This is a genomic window from Luteimonas sp. A537, from assembly GCF_054052065.1.
Map to the genome: position 1 here is coordinate 280,388 of NZ_JBSVRH010000001.1, position 14,607 is coordinate 294,994.

The window sequence follows — 14,607 nt, forward strand, 5'->3', positions numbered from 1 at the left end:
CGAGGACGCCCGGCGGTGCCGGGCGTCCGGATGCTGCGTGCGCAGGCGTCAGCGGATCGACGGATCCAGTCGGCGCAGGGCGTCCTGCAGATCGACCGAACCGGAGCGTTCGATGTCCTCCCGGGTATACACGCGACCGCCTGCGGTCACGCATTCCTTCTGGTCGGACTTCGAGCGCGCGTTGCGTGCCGCGGTGATCCGCGACCCGGTCTGCTCGATGCAGAAACGGTCATCGGCCTTGCGGGAGTCCTTGGCCCGCGAACGCGCGGCCTCTTCGGGCTCGTCCTGAGCATGGACGGCGATCGGCGCGGCGGCGAAGGCCATCGCGGCGAGTGCTGCAGTGAGGAAGACGTGCTTCATGGGTCACCTCGTTGGTTTTGCGGGGGGAGCAGCCCCCAACGATACGCTGCACGCAAGGGCTCGCCCACGCTCGGATACATCCACGTTCATGGCGTCGTCAGGCTTGTGCGGCACCAGGGTGGCAGCGTCCTGCAGGTCCGGCATCGCTGCCTGGCGTAAGCTCGATGCTTGGTCCCCTGACGAGGAGTCGCAGCAATGCAGTGGCCCGGATTCCGCGAAGACGGCAGCCTGGTACTGCCGCTCGACCCGCTGCCGCTGCTGCCGACCGGCTCGCCGCAGCGCCTGAGGCTGGACGGCCAGGTACTCGAGCGCAAGCGCGAACTGCACATGACCCTGCTCGGCCGCGACGCCGGCGACACGCTGCGCACGAAATTGGGCGAAGGTCGCATCCGTGGGCTGTTCGAACCGCTTCACTGGCGCCCCCGCGGCACCGGCCGCTACGCCCTCGTGCACAAGATCAAGGATCAATGGAACGGACCGCTGCCGGCCTGGTCGCTGATCGAGCACCTGCAAGCGCCGGCCTTCGCCGAATTCCGCCATCACTTGGCGCAGGCCAGCGGACTTGCGCTGGACTGCGGCATTCCCCACGTCACGCTGTACGTCACGGGTGACCCCTACGGCATCGGGCTGCCGGACATCGCCACCTACCAGGCCTGCTTCGTACGCGAGGTCGCTGCATCCGAGGTCATGTGACCTTCTTGTAGATGGTCATGCCCAGCACGAACAGGATCACAGCGATGATGATCGCGGCGAAGAACAGGAACTTGGCGATGCCCATGGCCGCGCCCGCCGCGCCGCCGAAGCCGAGCGCACCGGCGATGAGGCCGATGACGGCGAAGATGATGGCCCATTTGATCATGTCTGACTCCGTCCACCCGCGGATGCGGGCTTCGGACGAGGCTAGGTCCGGCACGGTGTGACCGCCGTGAAGCCGATCAATCGTCCTCGGCGGCCGCTTCGCGCCCCTGCTGGCGGATCAGCGCCTGCTCGCGCGCATCGTTGATCGCATCACGCACGCCGTCGATGTCGGGCACCGACTCGTCATGGACGAACACGCCGGTGAGCTCGCTGTCGGGCCGCAGCTCGCCGGCCTCGAACAGCGCCCACATCTCTTCGCCGTACCAGGTGTCGAGCAGCTCGGGGGCCCAGGCGCCAAGGCTTGCGGTGAGGTTGTTGACGTCGCGGAGCAGCATGCTGCGCGCGGCGTTGTTGCCGGCCGCGCTGACCACCTGCGGGAAGTCGATGATCACCGGGCCGTCGGGCGCGACCAGTACGTTGTATTCCGACAGGTCACCGTGGACCAGGCCGGCGCACAGCATCTTCACCACCTGGCGCACCAGGTAGCGGTGGTAGCCGCGGGCCTGGTCGGGCGACAGCTCCACCTCGCCCAGGCGCGGCGCCGAATGCCCGTCCGCGTCGACCACCAGCTCCATCACCAGCACGCCGTGGAAGTAGCCGTGCGGCTCGGGCACGCGCACGCCGGCGTCGCGCAGCGTGTACAGCGCCTCGACCTCGGTGTTCTTCCACTCCGCTTCCTGCTGCTTGCGGCCGTACTTCGTCGCCTTGCCGATCGCGCGCGCCTCGCGGCTGCCGCGGACCTTGCGCCCTTCCTGGTACTGCACGCGCTGCTGGAAGCTTCGCTGCGCCATGTCCTTGTAAACCTTGGCGCAGCGGACGTCGTCGCCGGAGCGGACCACGTACACCGCGGCCTCCTTGCCACTTTTCAGCGGCCGCATCACTTCGTCGATCACGCCGTCGTCGATCAGCGCTTGCAGGCCACCCGGGGTCTTCATGACGCGCAGGAATCTCGTTTGAATGACCGCTCAGTCAATCATGCGCGGAGCCGCGGCGCCACTCCGACGCTGCTTGCCTGGCCACGACCGGGGGGCGCCCGCCGGCCCGCTGCGTCGCCATCCCACGCGGCGGGGTACCCTTCCGGCCTTCCTCCAGCCCGTGATTCCAATGCCCGAACACGCCTTCCGCGCACCCGCGCGCCAGCGCAGCCGCTGGCTGCCACGCACCGCAGGCGCGCTGCTGGCGGTGAGCCTGGCCGCAGCCACGGGCTGGGGCGCCCTGCTGCTTGGCTACCAGCTGCCCGGACCCGGGATCGTCCGCGGCATCGTGATCGCCGCATGGTCGCTGCTCGGCGTCGTGGCCATCGCGTCGCTCGCGGGCCAGCGCCTGCGCCCTGTCCGCAGCCTGCTGCTGGCGGCGTTTGCCCTGGCGCTGGCGGGCCTGTTCGCCTGGTGGGCAAGCCTTGCGCCCTCCCACGACCGCGACTGGGCCGACGACGTCGCGCGGCTGCTCGAGGCCGAAGTCGAAGGCGACACCGTGGTGCTGCACAACGTCCGCAACTTCGAATGGCGCACCGTAGAGGACTACACGTCCCATTGGGAAACGCGGCGCTACGACCTCGCCGAACTGGCCAGCGCGGACCTGGTGATGTCGTACTGGATGGGGCCGCACATCGCCCACACCCTGGTCTCATTCGGCTTCGAGGACGGCAGCCGGGTGGTGTTCTCGCTGGAGATCCGCAAGGAGCGCCACGAATCGTTCTCCGCGCTGGGCGGCTTCTTCCGCAGGTTCGAGCAGGTACTGGTGGCCGCGGACGAACGCGACATCGTGCGCACGCGCAGCAACACACGCGACGAAGACGTGTACTTGTACCGCCTGGACATTCCACGCGAAGCGCTGCGCGCCATGTTCCTCGGCTACGTCGCCAAGGCCGGCGAACTGCAGGAGCGGCCCGCCTTCTACAATTCGCTGACCAGCAACTGCACGACCATCATCTTCGAGATCGCACGCCACATCGCCCCGGGACTTCCGATGGACTATCGCCTGCTGCTGTCGGGGCACTTCGCCCGCTACGCCCATGACCAGGGCGCACTGGTTCCCGGCCACGACTTCGCCGAACTGCAGGCACGCGGCTACATCAACCCGCGCGCCCTGCGCGTACCGGCGGATGCGCCCGATGCACAGGCGTTCTCGCGGGCCATCCGGCAGCAGGTGCCCGGCGTCACGGCGGCGGAGCTGGGGCAATGACCATTACGCATCCCATGGTCTCCACGAAGGGCTCCGCGCACCGTGCAGCCCGCGCGCTGGCGCTGGCCAGCTGCCTGCTGCTGCTCGGCGGCTGCGCGATCCTCAAGGAATTCGCGCCGCGCGTGGAAGCCGGGCAGCTGGGCCCGGGCGAATACATCGCCATCAAGCGCAGCGACATCCTCACCACCGATGAACTCAGCCCGGCCACCCAGGCAGCACTGCGCGTCGCCGGCCTCGATGACAACGCCTGCCTCGAACCGCCGGCGCCCGCCTGCATGGCCGCGCTGGCACAGGTGCAGGGCCTGACCGACGAGCGCCGCCTGGCGTCCCTGGCCGAGCTCTGGACGCAACAGGCCATCGCGCTGACGCCGGCAGGCTCGGTGCCCACCGCCGATGCCCAGATCGACGCCTGGCTGGAAGCCGCGCGCCACGCCTACGCCTACCTGTTCTTCAGCGAGCGCGCCCCCGGCGAGCGCGCCTTCGAGGACCGCCAGACGCAGGTGCGTGACTACTACAACTACGCCGTGCAGCAGGCGGCGTCGGGGCTGTTCCAGCGCTGGCAGGATCGGCCGGTGGCGGCGGGGGCCGGCTCGAATGCCGCGGGAGACGCTGGCGTCGACCCCAGCCTGTCGATCGCCGGCTGGACGATCAGGAGCGACATGTCCGGCATGCGCATGCCGGAAGGCGTGGAGCTGCCCAGGGAGCTGGTGCCTGCGTCGTCGATTTCCTTCGCCGGCCTGCGCAGCATCTACCGGCGTGACGGCTTTGGCGCCGACGTGGTTGCGGTGATGGGCGACGACCCGGTGACCACCGCGACACAGCCGGCGCAGGCCACCGGCCCGGCCTCCGGCGAGCGCACGCGCGGCGATGGAGCCGATCGTCGGCGCGGCGACCGCCCCCGCCCTTTCAGCGAGATGCCCTCGCCCACGCTCACCCTGCTGATCCGCTTCCCGGGCGACGACCTTGCGAGCGTGCTGGCGACGCGGGAGCTGCTCATCAGCGGCCACGATCCATACGTCGAAGACGCGATCGACCTGCACGGCCTGCGCGTGCCCCTTTCAGCCAATTACAGCGCCGGCTACGGCCTGTGGCTGGCTCGCTCCGGCTTCAACCGCCAGTCGCTGCAGACCCTGTTCGGGCGCGAGCAGGGCATCACCCGCCCGCACCTCTACATGATGCAGCCCTACGACCCCGACCGCCGGATCCTGCTGATGATCCACGGTCTGGCAAGCAGCCCCGAGGCCTGGGTGAACGTCGCCAACGAAGTGCTGGGCGACGACGTGCTGCGCCGCGAATTCCAGATCTGGCAAATCTATTACCCCACCAATATGCCGCTGGTGCTCAATCAGTCCGCGATCCGCCGCATCATCGTGGACGCGATGCAGCACTTCGATCCCGAAGGCAATGCGCGCGCGTCGCAGGACACCGTGCTGATCGGCCACAGCATGGGCGGCGTGCTGTCGCGGCTGCTGGTGTCGTCCGCCGACGACCAGCTGTGGACCTGGCTGCGGGAGAACTACGAGCTCGACGACGGGCGCCTGGAGCGCGCCGGCCCCAGGCTGGACCGGATGCTGCGCTTCGAGCCGCTGCCGAGCGTGGAGCGCGTGGTGTTCATCGCCTCGCCGCATCGCGGTACGAAGGTGGCCGGGAACCGGCTGGGGCGCCTGATCGGGAAGCTGGTCCGGCTGCCGCTTACGGTGCTGGAGGAGGTGGGCGAACTCCTGGTCGGCGAAGACGGAACGCAGGAGCCGATCGCACTGCCCAACAGCATCGAGAACCTCAGCGAAAGCGACCCCTTCGTCCGCGCCGCCGCCGACCTGCCGATATCGCCCAAGGTCAAGTACCACAGCATCATCGCGCATGCCGACCCGGCGGTGCCGCTGGAGGCCTCGGATGACGGGCTGGTGCCCTACCCCAGCGCCCACCTGCCCGGCGCGGTGTCGGAGAAAGTGATCGTCGGCGGGCACAGCATCCAGGAGTCCGCGCCTGCGATCCTGGAGATCAGGCGGATCCTGCATCAGGATGTCAGGGAGCTTGCCGGCCCGCTGGATGCCGACGGCGACTGAGCACCTGCCTTGGTCACAAGCCGTCCCATGGCCTTGCAGCGAACACGAAAAACCCGGCGCAGTGGCCGGGTTTCGTTCCTTCGTCACTTAATCCCGTTAATTCAAGGTCTTAAGTGGTGGGCGGTGAGGGTTTCGAACCCCCGACCCCTACCATGTCAAGGTAATGCTCTACCACTGAGCTAACCGCCCGAAGGGACGGGAATTCTAGCGGCTGGTCCGCCCCACGGCAAGCCCGGCGCACCAACTGCCCTGTAGGAGCGGCTATAGCCGCGACCGCCGGTCGGCCGCCAGTTCCGGTCGCGGCTATAGCCGTTCCTACAGGCCTCTTCCTGGCGGACAGGGGCTTTTTCCTAGCGGACGGCCAGCATGGCCTCCTTGAGCTGGTGGATGCGGTCGCGGACGGCGGCGGCCTCCTCGAACTCGAGGTCCCGGGCGTGCTGGTACATCTGCTGCTCCAGGGCCTTGAGCCGCGCCGCGGCCTTGGCCGGTTCGAGCCGGGCGTAGTCGTCGGCCGCTTCAGCCACCTTGCGTGCCCCTTTTCCGCGGCTGCTGCGGGCTTCCGCGGCATCGCTGCGTGCGCCCTCCATGATGTCCATGATCGGGCGCGCCACCGAGCGCGGGGTGATGCCGTGCTCGGTGTTGTATTCGACCTGCTTGGCGCGACGGCGGTCGGTTTCGTCGATCGCGCGCTTCATCGAGTCGGTGACCCTGTCGGCGTACAGGATCGCCTTGCCGCGCACGTTGCGCGCGGCGCGGCCGATGGTCTGGATCAGCGAGCCGGTGGAGCGCAGGAAGCCCTCCTTGTCGGCATCCAGGATCGCCACCAGCGACACCTCGGGCATGTCCAGGCCTTCGCGCAGCAGGTTGATGCCGACCAGGACGTCGAACTTGCCCAGGCGCAGGTCGCGGATGATCTCCACCCGCTCCACGGTATCGATGTCGGAATGCAGGTAGCGCACGCGCACGCCGTGCTCGCCAAGGTACTCGGTGAGGTTCTCGGACATGCGCTTGGTCAGGGTGGTGATCAGCACGCGGTCGCCCATGGCCACGCGCTTGGTGATCTCGCCAAGGACGTCGTCAACCTGGGTCGCCACCGGACGGATCTCGACCTCCGGGTCGATCAGGCCGGTGGGTCTCACGACCAGTTCCACGATCTCGTCGCCGGAGTGCTCGAGCTCGTACTTGCCGGGCGTGGCCGAGACGAAGATCTTGCGCGGCGCGCGCGCCTCCCACTCCTCGAAGCGCAGCGGCCGGTTGTCGAGCGCCGATGGCAGGCGGAAGCCGAATTCGACCAACGTTTCCTTGCGCGCGCGGTCGCCGCGGTACATGCCGCCGATCTGCGGCACGGTCACGTGCGACTCGTCCACCACCAGCAGCGCATCCGGCGGCAGGTAGTCGAACAGCGTCGGCGGCGGCGCGCCCGGCTCGCGCCGGGTCATGTGCCGCGAGTAGTTTTCGATGCCGTTGCAGAAACCGACCTCGGCCATCATCTCGATGTCGAAGCGCGTGCGCTGCTCCAGCCGCTGCGCCTCGACCAGCTTGTTGTTCGCGTACAGGTATTCCAGCCGCTCCTTGAGCTCGACCTTGATGGTCTCGATCGCGTTGAGCACGCTTTCGCGGGTGCTGGCGTAGTGGGTCTTGGGATAGACCGTGTAGCGCGGCACCTTGCGCTGTACCTCGCCGGTGAGCGGATCGAACAGGGCCAGGTTCTCGACCTCGCCGTCGAAGAGTTCGATGCGCAACGCCTCGGCTTCCGACTCCGCCGGATGCACGTCGATCACCTCGCCGCGCACGCGGTAGGTGCCGCGGCGCAGCTCGGTGTCGTTGCGCGTGTACTGCAGCTCGGTGAGGTGGCGGATCAGCGCGCGCTGCTCGATGCGCTCGCCGCGCGCCAGGATCAGGCGCAGCTTGAGGTAGTCCTCCGGGTCGCCGAGGCCGTAGATCGCCGACACCGTGGCCACGATCAGCGCGTCCGGCCGCGACAGCAGCGCCTTGGTCGCCGACAGCCGCATCTGCTCGATGTGCTCGTTCATCGCGCTGTCCTTGTCGATGAACGTGTCCGACGACGGGATGTAGGCCTCGGGCTGGTAGTAGTCGTAGTAGCTGACGAAGTACTCGACCGCGTTGTGCGGGAAGAACGACTTGAACTCGCCGTACAGCTGCGCCGCCAGCGTCTTGTTGGGCGCCATGACGATGGTCGGCTTCTGCACCGCCTCGACCACGTTGGCGATGGTGTAGGTCTTGCCCGACCCGGTGACGCCGAGCAGGGTCTGCTGCGCAAGGCCGTTCTCGAAGCCGGCGATCAGGCGTGCGATGGCCTGCGGCTGGTCACCGGCGGGCTGGTACGGGGAGACGAGCTGGAAAGGCGTGTGTGCGGCTGCTCTCATGCGGCCATTGTAGGTGGGCCGTGCGAACGGTCCGCGAACGCGGCCTGGCACACCGGCGCCGATCCATGTGCGCCTGCGCGGACGCCGCCCTCCGCGCTTTCCCGACGCCAGCCGGCGCTGGACGCCGACAGCGGTAGCCGGACGCTCGGTCTAGCGTGGTGCCCCGATACAGACATGACCGGCAAGGAGGCTGGACATGCCCAGGCGCCATTCGCACGGGTTCACCCTGATCGAGGCCATGACCGTGGTGGCCATCCTGGCCGTTGCCCTGGCCCTGGGCCTGCCTGCTTTCAGCGGCACGCTGGAGCGCCAGCGCCTGGCCACCAGCCTGCACCTGCTCACCGCCGACATGGCCAGCGCCCGCAGCAGCGCGATCATGCGCCGCGAGCAGGTCGTGGTCTGCCCGGGCCGCGCGGAGACCGGCTGCGCCGGCGACCACGACTGGAGCGGCGGCTGGCTGGTGTTCCGGGATCCGGATGGCAACCGGCGGCCCGATGCGCCGGGCGATGTCCTGCGCACGACCGACGCCCCCGCCGGCGGCGCCGAGCGCCTCCGCCTCACCTCCACGCGCCCCTGGCTCCGCTACCAGGCCAACGGCATGGCCGCACACAGCAACCTGAGCGTGAACGCCTGCGCCCGCGGACTGCTGCGCGGAAAGGTGGTGGTGAACCGCCTCGGGAGGGTGCGAAGCGAGCGGCCACGGCAGGAAACGGCATGTCCCTGAGCCGGGAACAGTGCTTCCCTCCTTGACCCGGCGGGAACAAGCACTAAAATGTGCGTCCCCGCCCGAATAGCTCAGCTGGTTAGAGCACTTGACTGTTAATCAGGGGGTCGTTGGTTCGAGTCCAACTTCGGGCGCCAAAGAATTCAAGGGCTTGTGGAGCAATCCGCAGGCCCTTTTTTTTTGGCCACGTAACAGCGCACGTAACAACGTCTCGCGAGGCCTGCGCTCAGGAGCTGATCTTCTCAGTGCTTTCCCAGCAATTCGGAGCGGCCGATCACCTGACGCTCGTTCTTGATTGGCTTTGGATCCGAGAAACTGGTGAATGCCTCGCCCAGTTCGGCGCCGGCCATGGCATAGATGCGCTTGTCCCGCAGGCCAGCGATACCCTCCTGCCAGGCGAGCAGCATGCGCTTGCCGATTTCCACGAAGCCCGGATGCACGTCCATCGCTTCGCGGACCTGGGGGCCCACTTCGGCCATCGCAAGACCGATCTGCTCGACAATTTCCGCCTGCTCCCGCGGCTGCAACCCGAACGTTGCAGTAATGAAGGTCTGCAGGTGCTTGCCCGGATCCCAGGTTTTCTTGCCCATGAAGGCTATTCCCGGGGGGTTCCTGGCGTAATCGGGATACGCGGCGGTGGTGATCATGTCGTAGGCCGGCGCCAGATGGACGTCGTCGCGACGGGTGTAGCGCAGGGCGACGTTCTTGGCGTGGCAGTCGGCGTTGCGCAGGGCGTAGGTCAGCAGCAGCATGGTCGCCATCTCGCGGAAGACGACCGACCGATTGGCGGCCGGGACGTGATCGCGGACCGCCTTGGCGATGCGCTCCCAAGTGGTTTCGTACTTGGCCGCTGGCCGCAGGCCCAGCAGGGCGCAGAAGTCCTCCATGCCGCAGAGGCGAGCGCCGTTCTCGTCCACGTCAAAGCGATGGACGACCAAGGCCTGGCCGTCACGGGACACTTCGGTCTCCGCGGCAGGCATCACCCGGCGGGTCACCTGCATGCACAGGTGCTCGTTGAGGGATACGAACGGCAGGAGCCGGGAGGAGCCCTTGATGATGTGTTTGTGGGTGAACAGCGTGGTCTTCGTATGCGGGCCGGTGCCGACCCTCTCAGCATCGACGTCCAGGAACTTCGGCACCACGCCTGATACACCGCTGGTGGCATGCCGGCGAACGAGTTCTGCAAAAGCTTCTTCGGAGTTGTCACCCTGCAACAGGCCAGCCACGTCTACGGGCTGGGCCGGCTCCTCCAGGCTCGCCCCCGGCGGAGCCACCTGGATGCGTCCGATCATGTTGCGACCGATGACAGATAGAAGCGCCATCGGGCTGGCTCCGATGACGGGACCGAACTGCTCCTGCAGCACCTGCAACAGGTAGCCCTCGGGCAGGTTCATCTGGAAGACTGGGTGCAGAACATCGTCCCAGATGTAGGGCTCGGGACGCACATGCATGGTCAGGGAAACGAAATCGTCCGCGGCCACGCCTTCGTGATACCTCATCGAACTCTTGAAGTCGCCATCTGCTTCCAGCGTGGCGACTTCGCGGCCGAGCACGTATACGGACAGGCTCACGCACCGCCCCCGCGCTCACGGCGAAGCTCGTCCAGCGACCCGGACGCCCCCACTTCGGCGAATTCGAGTTCCATGCCGAGCGCCGCCAGCACGGCCAGGAGCTTGCGCGAACCGAACTCGGCCAGCTTCCCGCGTTCGAATCGGGACAGGGATTCCTGGGAAACGCCCGCGCGGGCGGCGACATCCCCTTGCTTCAAGCCAAGGGACCGTCTTCGGGCCGCGACTGCTTCACCGAGCTCTAGAACCGTCTGCATTTGACGTATTTATCAATTTGATTCACATATGGCTCATTATTTGCCAAATATCTCCAATTCGCAACCAATGCAGTCGCCATGGGCCAGCGCGAACATCTCCGCCCAATCGCACAGGCCGTGGGAACCGGCGCTGCCGAATCATCGTAATGGTCAGGCTAACCAGAACCATTGCGGGATCCTCAGCCGCGTGCGCTGGCCGATGCACACCGGCCAGCTGGAAGGCATCAACAACAAGATCAAGGTCATCAAGCGCATGGCCTACGGCTACCGCAACCACGACTACTTCTTCCTGAAGATCAAGGCCGCCTTCCCCGGTAATCCGTGAAGAACCTTTTTCTTTGCCCGACCCGCTTGGTTCCCGGCTACCCGTCCATCCGGTGTCGACAATTCCTTCACCGAAAATCACATTGATGACTCCGCCAAGCACCGCCTGAATGCGCATCTCGCGAAGGCGCACATCCGCGGACGTCGAAGCCAAACGCTGAGGTTTCACGTCGCCTACCCGGGCGCACGATAACTTCGCCAGACGCAGGAGATACGACATGCCCACACGACCCGAAGATGCGCAAGACGTGCGCAACCGCGCCCGAACCGATGCCGATGCGGATGTCCAGCCGGAGACGCATCAGGACGCGACCCGGAGCCTCGACCAGGACCAGGACCACAGCGGCTACGCGGAGCGTGGCCCCGGGCGCGGCGACCATGCCGGCCGGGCCGCAGGCGAACACGTGGACCGGCAGTCGCCCGCCGAGCGTGAGGCTTCGGACCGCAGCCGATGGCGCACGGATGACCGCGACGAACGCAGCGAACGCTGGAGCGGCAAGGAAGGGCCGGACAAGAACGATGCAGGCGATTGAACTGATGACGCGCTTGCACGACTGATGCTGCGCCCTACTGAGGATCGGGCAACGCCTGGCCGTCGAGGCCCACCAGCGACCATTTTCCCCACTGGTCATCAACACCGGCACCGCTCGTGCGGTCCGCACCGGCATCGCCCGAATAGCGGTACAGCGGCTCGCCACCATAGGTCACATGGATGCGGCCTTCGCGCTCAAGGGTGCCAATCCGCGCCGACTCCACGCCGGCGCCCCCCGAGGGCTGCAGGTCGTGCGCCATCACCGGCGGCCAGACCTCCTCGCAGACCGCGTCGCACTTGCTGCCATCGGTATTGCCGGCCAGCACATAGACCGCACTGCCAGCGCCATCCACCAAGTGCGAGGACGGCGAGCCGGACATCGCCAAGGTGGCATTCGCGTTGCCGGCGCCCTCCTGCATCCCGGAGCCCTGGATCGGCGCAGGTGTCCCGCTCGGACGGCCTTGGTCCGCAGGCAGCGACTCCTGCGGCATGCGCCAGTCCTCCGCCTCGCTTCGCGCCTCGCCCGCATCGGTGCGCATGTCGCTGCGATCGTTGCAGCCCGCGAGGACCAGGGCACCGACGCCCAGCGCAAGCATCATCGTATAGCGGCTCATGGCGTGCCTCCGAAGGGGTAGGCGTCGACACTAGAACGCGGTCCGTAGGAGATGCGTGAACAGGCCGCTGCGGCCCTCAGTCCACCTTGACATCGCTCCCGCTACCTTGGCCCGATTCAAGGAGGGGCCCATGGCCGGAAACAGCAGCATGGCGCGCAGCGCGCAGGTCTTGCGGTTCGTGTTGAAGCATCGCGGTGCCGGCCTGTTCGGAGGTGCCGACGTGGACATCGCCGATCTGGACGCAGAGGTGGTGGCATCCAACGACGACACCACCGGACCGGAGGCCTTCGTCGACGACCTTGAGGCCCTGGGGCCGACATTCATCAAGATCGGCCAGTCGCTTTCAACCCGACCGGACATGGTGCCTGCGCCCTATCTCGTCGCACTGGAACGCATGCAGGATGACGTCCTGCCGGTACCCGCAGCTGCGATCCGCGAACTGATCGAAGCCGAACTGGGCGTGCGCCTGGGCAAGCTGTTCCGCGAGTTCGACGACGTGCCGCTGGGCTCCGCCTCACTGGCGCAGGTACACCGTGCCGTGCTCAACGACGGCCGCGAGGTCGCCGTGAAAGTGCAGCGACCGGGCGTGGATCTCGAGATCCGCTCCGACCTCGACACACTTGCCAACATCGCGCGCCGCGCCGATGCCAGCACCCGTATCGGACGCCGCCTGCGCTTCTCCGACTGGGTCGACGAATTCCGCAAGACCCTGCTGGCCGAACTCGACTACCACCTTGAAGCCGACAACCTCGAACGGTTCCGCGAACGCCTGGCCGACTACCCTGAAATCCTGGTGCCCGCCCCGCTGCGCAACCTGAGCACCCGCCACGTGCTGACCATGGAACTGATCCGCGGCACCAAGGTCACCGCACTCAGCGGCCTTCGCCGCACCGAGCACGACTACGCAGCGCTCACCGCCGCACTGATGCGCGGCTATCTGGACCAGGTCTTCGTGCACGGCGAGATCCACGCCGACCCGCATCCCGGCAATATGCTGGTGACCGAGGACGAGCGGCTCGCGATCTTCGACCTCGGCATGGTCGCGCACGTGCCGCCGAGGCAGCGCGAGCATCTGCTGAAGCTGCTGTTCTCGGCGATCGACGGTCGTGGTGAAGAGGTGGCGGACGAGACCATCGCGATGTCGATCCTGCTCGAAGACTTCGACGAAGTCCGCTACGTGCGCGAGGTGAGTCACCTGGTCGCGCGCTATGCGGCACATGGCAGCTCGCAGGCGCTGTCGGAAGGCCGGCTGATGATGGAGCTGGCGCGACTGAGCGTGGCCTGCGGACTGCGCTCGCCTCCCGAACTTCACATGCTGGGCAAGACCCTGCTGAACCTTGAAGGCGTGTGCAACGCGCTGACGCCGGAGCTGGACGTCAAACGCGTGGTGGAGGGCCACCTGCAGGTGCTGATGCGCCAGCGCGTGCGCCAGGCGCTCTCACCAGCACGGCTGGCCGGCGACGCGATCGAACTGCAGAACCTGCTGCAGGAAGCGCCGCGGAAGATGTCGACAATCCTGTCGCTGCTGTCGGAGAACAAGCTGCAGGTGCGGATGGTGGGGCTGCAGGAGTCGCGGCTGACGGAGAACCTGCAGAAGATCGCGAATCGGGTGGCGGCGGGGGTGATCGTGGCTGCGCTCATCCTGGCGAGTGCGATGCTGATGCGTGGGGATGTGGCCGGACCTACGTTGTTTGGCTACCCGGCAGTGGCGATGGGGATGTTCCTGCTAGCTTCGGCGTTGGGGTTCGGAATTGTGCTGAGTGTGCTGTTCAGTGACAGACGACCGAAGGTGCGGGAGGAGCGTGGTCCGAGGGCATGACGCCAACCGCTCCAGCGGCATGCAGAAGTCTGCCCACGCGCGCTCATGCGCTTTGCGTATCAGCGTGCTGGAGGCAACGCTGACCCCGCTCATGCGCGCGCGTTGGCGCCCGTCTTTCGCCTTCAATATCCAGATAATGCTCGCCGCCTGGGCCCAGCGCGTAGGTCAGGTCATACGCGGGCGCCAGCCACCAGTCTCCGCTGGCATCCGTCGCCGGCTCGAATACTGAGCGCGGCTATTTGGAGGCTGCGTTCCAGGATGTCGGGCGACCATTCGAGCTGTGCGATGCCCCGATCCAGCGCCAGGCGCCCCCGACGGGCAAGCGCAGACGTGCGGCGTCGAATGCAAGCGCGATGCCAAGCGGTGCGCCGTCCGCAAGCCTCATGTGCGCCTGCCCCTCCGCGCGCGCTGGCGCTGCTGCGGCTCGGCCGCCCGGCGCTGCCGGTGGAGCAATGCGTCCATGGTGCGCGCGGCTGGCACAGGGAACAGGTCCGCAAGATGCTCCTCGCATCGAAGCGCAATGGCAGCGTTGACCAGGTTCTCCGTGCTGGTCTGGCCGCTATGCTCCAGGCGCCGCAAGGTGCGCTCACCGGTTAGCCATCAATTTTGAAGCTTAGCGGCCATTTCCGGCCTTAGTCGTCGGGTGACATGTAGCCAAGCGCCGAGTGCAGGCGCGTGGGATTGCAGGAGCCACGGATGTAGCTGGCGACGTCTCACCGGTAGAGTTTGAACGGCGCTACGCGCAGAGCGGCCAGTGAGTGTCTACAAAAGGCTGGTCGGTCCACCCCTCCGAAGCGCGCCCGGAACTGGACAGGTGGTGCGCTGAGCCTGAGGCCCGCAGTTTTCCGTCGCGACTGGAAGTGCAGCACTGACAGAATCCGTGCAATCCACCTAGGGAGTGCGACGCGGCTGGC

Annotated in this window: 13 protein-coding genes, 2 tRNA genes and 1 pseudogene; 8 read left to right on the top strand and 8 right to left on the bottom strand. The window is 67.0% G+C overall.

The genetic code is table 11. From position 1 onward, the window contains the following. Positions 1–48: 48 nt before the first annotated feature. Positions 49–360 carry a hypothetical protein gene (locus ACW7GZ_RS01275; RefSeq protein ID WP_457007410.1) on the bottom strand — a complete coding sequence of 104 codons (312 nt, stop codon included), beginning with the start codon at positions 358–360 and terminating at the stop codon, positions 49–51. Between the two features lie 195 nt (positions 361–555). On the opposite strand from ACW7GZ_RS01275, the gene ACW7GZ_RS01280 reads away from it, so the two are divergent. Further along, positions 556–1,053 carry a hypothetical protein gene (locus ACW7GZ_RS01280; RefSeq protein ID WP_457007412.1) on the top strand — a complete coding sequence of 166 codons (498 nt, stop codon included), beginning with the start codon at positions 556–558 and terminating at the stop codon, positions 1,051–1,053. On the opposite strand, the gene ACW7GZ_RS01285 is transcribed toward ACW7GZ_RS01280, so the two are convergent. Continuing rightward, on the bottom strand, positions 1,046–1,219 hold the full coding sequence (locus ACW7GZ_RS01285) for a DUF1328 family protein (RefSeq protein WP_343253768.1): 174 nt from the start codon (positions 1,217–1,219) through the stop codon (positions 1,046–1,048). The genes ACW7GZ_RS01280 and ACW7GZ_RS01285 overlap by 8 nt on opposite strands. A gap of 76 nt (positions 1,220–1,295) precedes the next feature. Further along, entirely contained in the window at positions 1,296–2,153 is an 858-nt protein-coding gene (locus ACW7GZ_RS01290; protein ID WP_457007414.1) for a PA4780 family RIO1-like protein kinase, read from the bottom strand. A 169-nt stretch (positions 2,154–2,322) separates the two neighbouring features. Between ACW7GZ_RS01290 and ACW7GZ_RS01295 the strand changes: the two genes are divergently transcribed. After that, complete coding sequence (locus ACW7GZ_RS01295) at positions 2,323–3,402, top strand: Lnb N-terminal periplasmic domain-containing protein (protein ID WP_457007416.1); 1,080 nt, start codon at positions 2,323–2,325, stop codon at positions 3,400–3,402. Beyond that, positions 3,399–5,468: an esterase/lipase family protein gene (locus tag ACW7GZ_RS01300; protein ID WP_457007418.1), complete on the top strand. Its 2,070-nt coding sequence runs from the start codon at positions 3,399–3,401 to the stop codon at positions 5,466–5,468. The genes ACW7GZ_RS01295 and ACW7GZ_RS01300 overlap by 4 nt, the downstream gene beginning before the upstream one ends. Before the next feature lie 114 nt (positions 5,469–5,582). Here ACW7GZ_RS01300 and ACW7GZ_RS01305 read toward each other — a convergent pair. Both ACW7GZ_RS01305 and uvrB read right to left on the bottom strand, forming a co-directional pair. Further along, positions 5,583–5,657 (bottom strand) — tRNA-Val (locus tag ACW7GZ_RS01305). A gap of 161 nt (positions 5,658–5,818) precedes the next feature. Continuing rightward, positions 5,819–7,855 (bottom strand): excinuclease ABC subunit UvrB, encoded by a 2,037-nt coding sequence (gene uvrB / locus ACW7GZ_RS01310; RefSeq protein ID WP_457001570.1) that lies wholly within the window; start codon positions 7,853–7,855, stop codon positions 5,819–5,821. A 196-nt stretch (positions 7,856–8,051) separates the two neighbouring features. On the opposite strand from uvrB, the gene ACW7GZ_RS01315 reads away from it, so the two are divergent. Both ACW7GZ_RS01315 and ACW7GZ_RS01320 read left to right on the top strand, forming a co-directional pair. After that, positions 8,052–8,579 (top strand): GspH/FimT family pseudopilin, encoded by a 528-nt coding sequence (locus tag ACW7GZ_RS01315; RefSeq protein WP_457007420.1) that lies wholly within the window; start codon positions 8,052–8,054, stop codon positions 8,577–8,579. Between the two features lie 60 nt (positions 8,580–8,639). Further along, a tRNA-Asn gene (locus ACW7GZ_RS01320) sits at positions 8,640–8,716 on the top strand. Between the two features lie 105 nt (positions 8,717–8,821). Here the strand turns inward: ACW7GZ_RS01320 and ACW7GZ_RS01325 are convergent. Further along, positions 8,822–10,150, bottom strand: coding sequence for a type II toxin-antitoxin system HipA family toxin (locus ACW7GZ_RS01325; protein WP_457007422.1), 1,329 nt, complete (start codon positions 10,148–10,150; stop codon positions 8,822–8,824). After that, positions 10,147–10,404, bottom strand: coding sequence for an XRE family transcriptional regulator (locus ACW7GZ_RS01330; protein WP_457001564.1), 258 nt, complete (start codon positions 10,402–10,404; stop codon positions 10,147–10,149). Before ACW7GZ_RS01330 ends, ACW7GZ_RS01325 begins: the two co-directional genes overlap by 4 nt. Positions 10,405–10,576: 172 nt before the next feature. Here ACW7GZ_RS01330 and ACW7GZ_RS01335 point away from each other — a divergent pair. Together ACW7GZ_RS01335 and ACW7GZ_RS01340 are read left to right on the top strand one after the other, a co-directional pair. Then, positions 10,577–10,729 (top strand): annotated as a pseudogene (locus ACW7GZ_RS01335) (transposase); the annotation flags it as partial. A gap of 217 nt (positions 10,730–10,946) precedes the next feature. Then, the gene (locus ACW7GZ_RS01340) at positions 10,947–11,261 is read left to right on the top strand and encodes a hypothetical protein (protein WP_457007424.1); all 315 of its coding nucleotides are present in this window, start codon (positions 10,947–10,949) and stop codon (positions 11,259–11,261) included. Positions 11,262–11,295: 34 nt separating this feature from the next. Here the strand turns inward: ACW7GZ_RS01340 and ACW7GZ_RS01345 are convergent, their stop codons facing one another. Then, a complete protein-coding gene (locus ACW7GZ_RS01345; protein WP_457007426.1) occupies positions 11,296–11,874 on the bottom strand; it encodes a COG4315 family predicted lipoprotein in 579 nt (192 codons plus the stop codon). A gap of 130 nt (positions 11,875–12,004) precedes the next feature. Between ACW7GZ_RS01345 and ACW7GZ_RS01350 the strand changes: the two genes are divergently transcribed. Further along, entirely contained in the window at positions 12,005–13,693 is a 1,689-nt protein-coding gene (locus ACW7GZ_RS01350; protein WP_457007427.1) for an ABC1 kinase family protein, read from the top strand. Positions 13,694–14,607 lie beyond the last annotated feature (914 nt).

What these genes read in the sequence shown, in the direction of transcription:
- ACW7GZ_RS01285 (WP_343253768.1), bottom strand. Translation starts at nt 1,219, where the DNA reads ATGATCAAATGGGCCATCATCTTCGCCGTCATCGGCCTCATCGCCGGT.
- ACW7GZ_RS01290 (WP_457007414.1), bottom strand. Translation starts at nt 2,153, where the DNA reads ATGAAGACCCCGGGTGGCCTGCAAGCGCTGATCGACGACGGCGTGATC.
- ACW7GZ_RS01280 (WP_457007412.1), top strand. Translation starts at nt 556, where the DNA reads ATGCAGTGGCCCGGATTCCGCGAAGACGGCAGCCTGGTACTGCCGCTC.
- ACW7GZ_RS01340 (WP_457007424.1), top strand. Translation starts at nt 10,947, where the DNA reads ATGCCCACACGACCCGAAGATGCGCAAGACGTGCGCAACCGCGCCCGA.
- ACW7GZ_RS01295 (WP_457007416.1), top strand. Translation starts at nt 2,323, where the DNA reads ATGCCCGAACACGCCTTCCGCGCACCCGCGCGCCAGCGCAGCCGCTGG.
- ACW7GZ_RS01300 (WP_457007418.1), top strand. Translation starts at nt 3,399, where the DNA reads ATGACCATTACGCATCCCATGGTCTCCACGAAGGGCTCCGCGCACCGT.
- ACW7GZ_RS01330 (WP_457001564.1), bottom strand. Translation starts at nt 10,404, where the DNA reads ATGCAGACGGTTCTAGAGCTCGGTGAAGCAGTCGCGGCCCGAAGACGG.
- ACW7GZ_RS01345 (WP_457007426.1), bottom strand. Translation starts at nt 11,874, where the DNA reads ATGAGCCGCTATACGATGATGCTTGCGCTGGGCGTCGGTGCCCTGGTC.
- ACW7GZ_RS01275 (WP_457007410.1), bottom strand. Translation starts at nt 360, where the DNA reads ATGAAGCACGTCTTCCTCACTGCAGCACTCGCCGCGATGGCCTTCGCC.
- ACW7GZ_RS01350 (WP_457007427.1), top strand. Translation starts at nt 12,005, where the DNA reads ATGGCCGGAAACAGCAGCATGGCGCGCAGCGCGCAGGTCTTGCGGTTC.
- uvrB (WP_457001570.1), bottom strand. Translation starts at nt 7,855, where the DNA reads ATGAGAGCAGCCGCACACACGCCTTTCCAGCTCGTCTCCCCGTACCAG.
- ACW7GZ_RS01315 (WP_457007420.1), top strand. Translation starts at nt 8,052, where the DNA reads ATGCCCAGGCGCCATTCGCACGGGTTCACCCTGATCGAGGCCATGACC.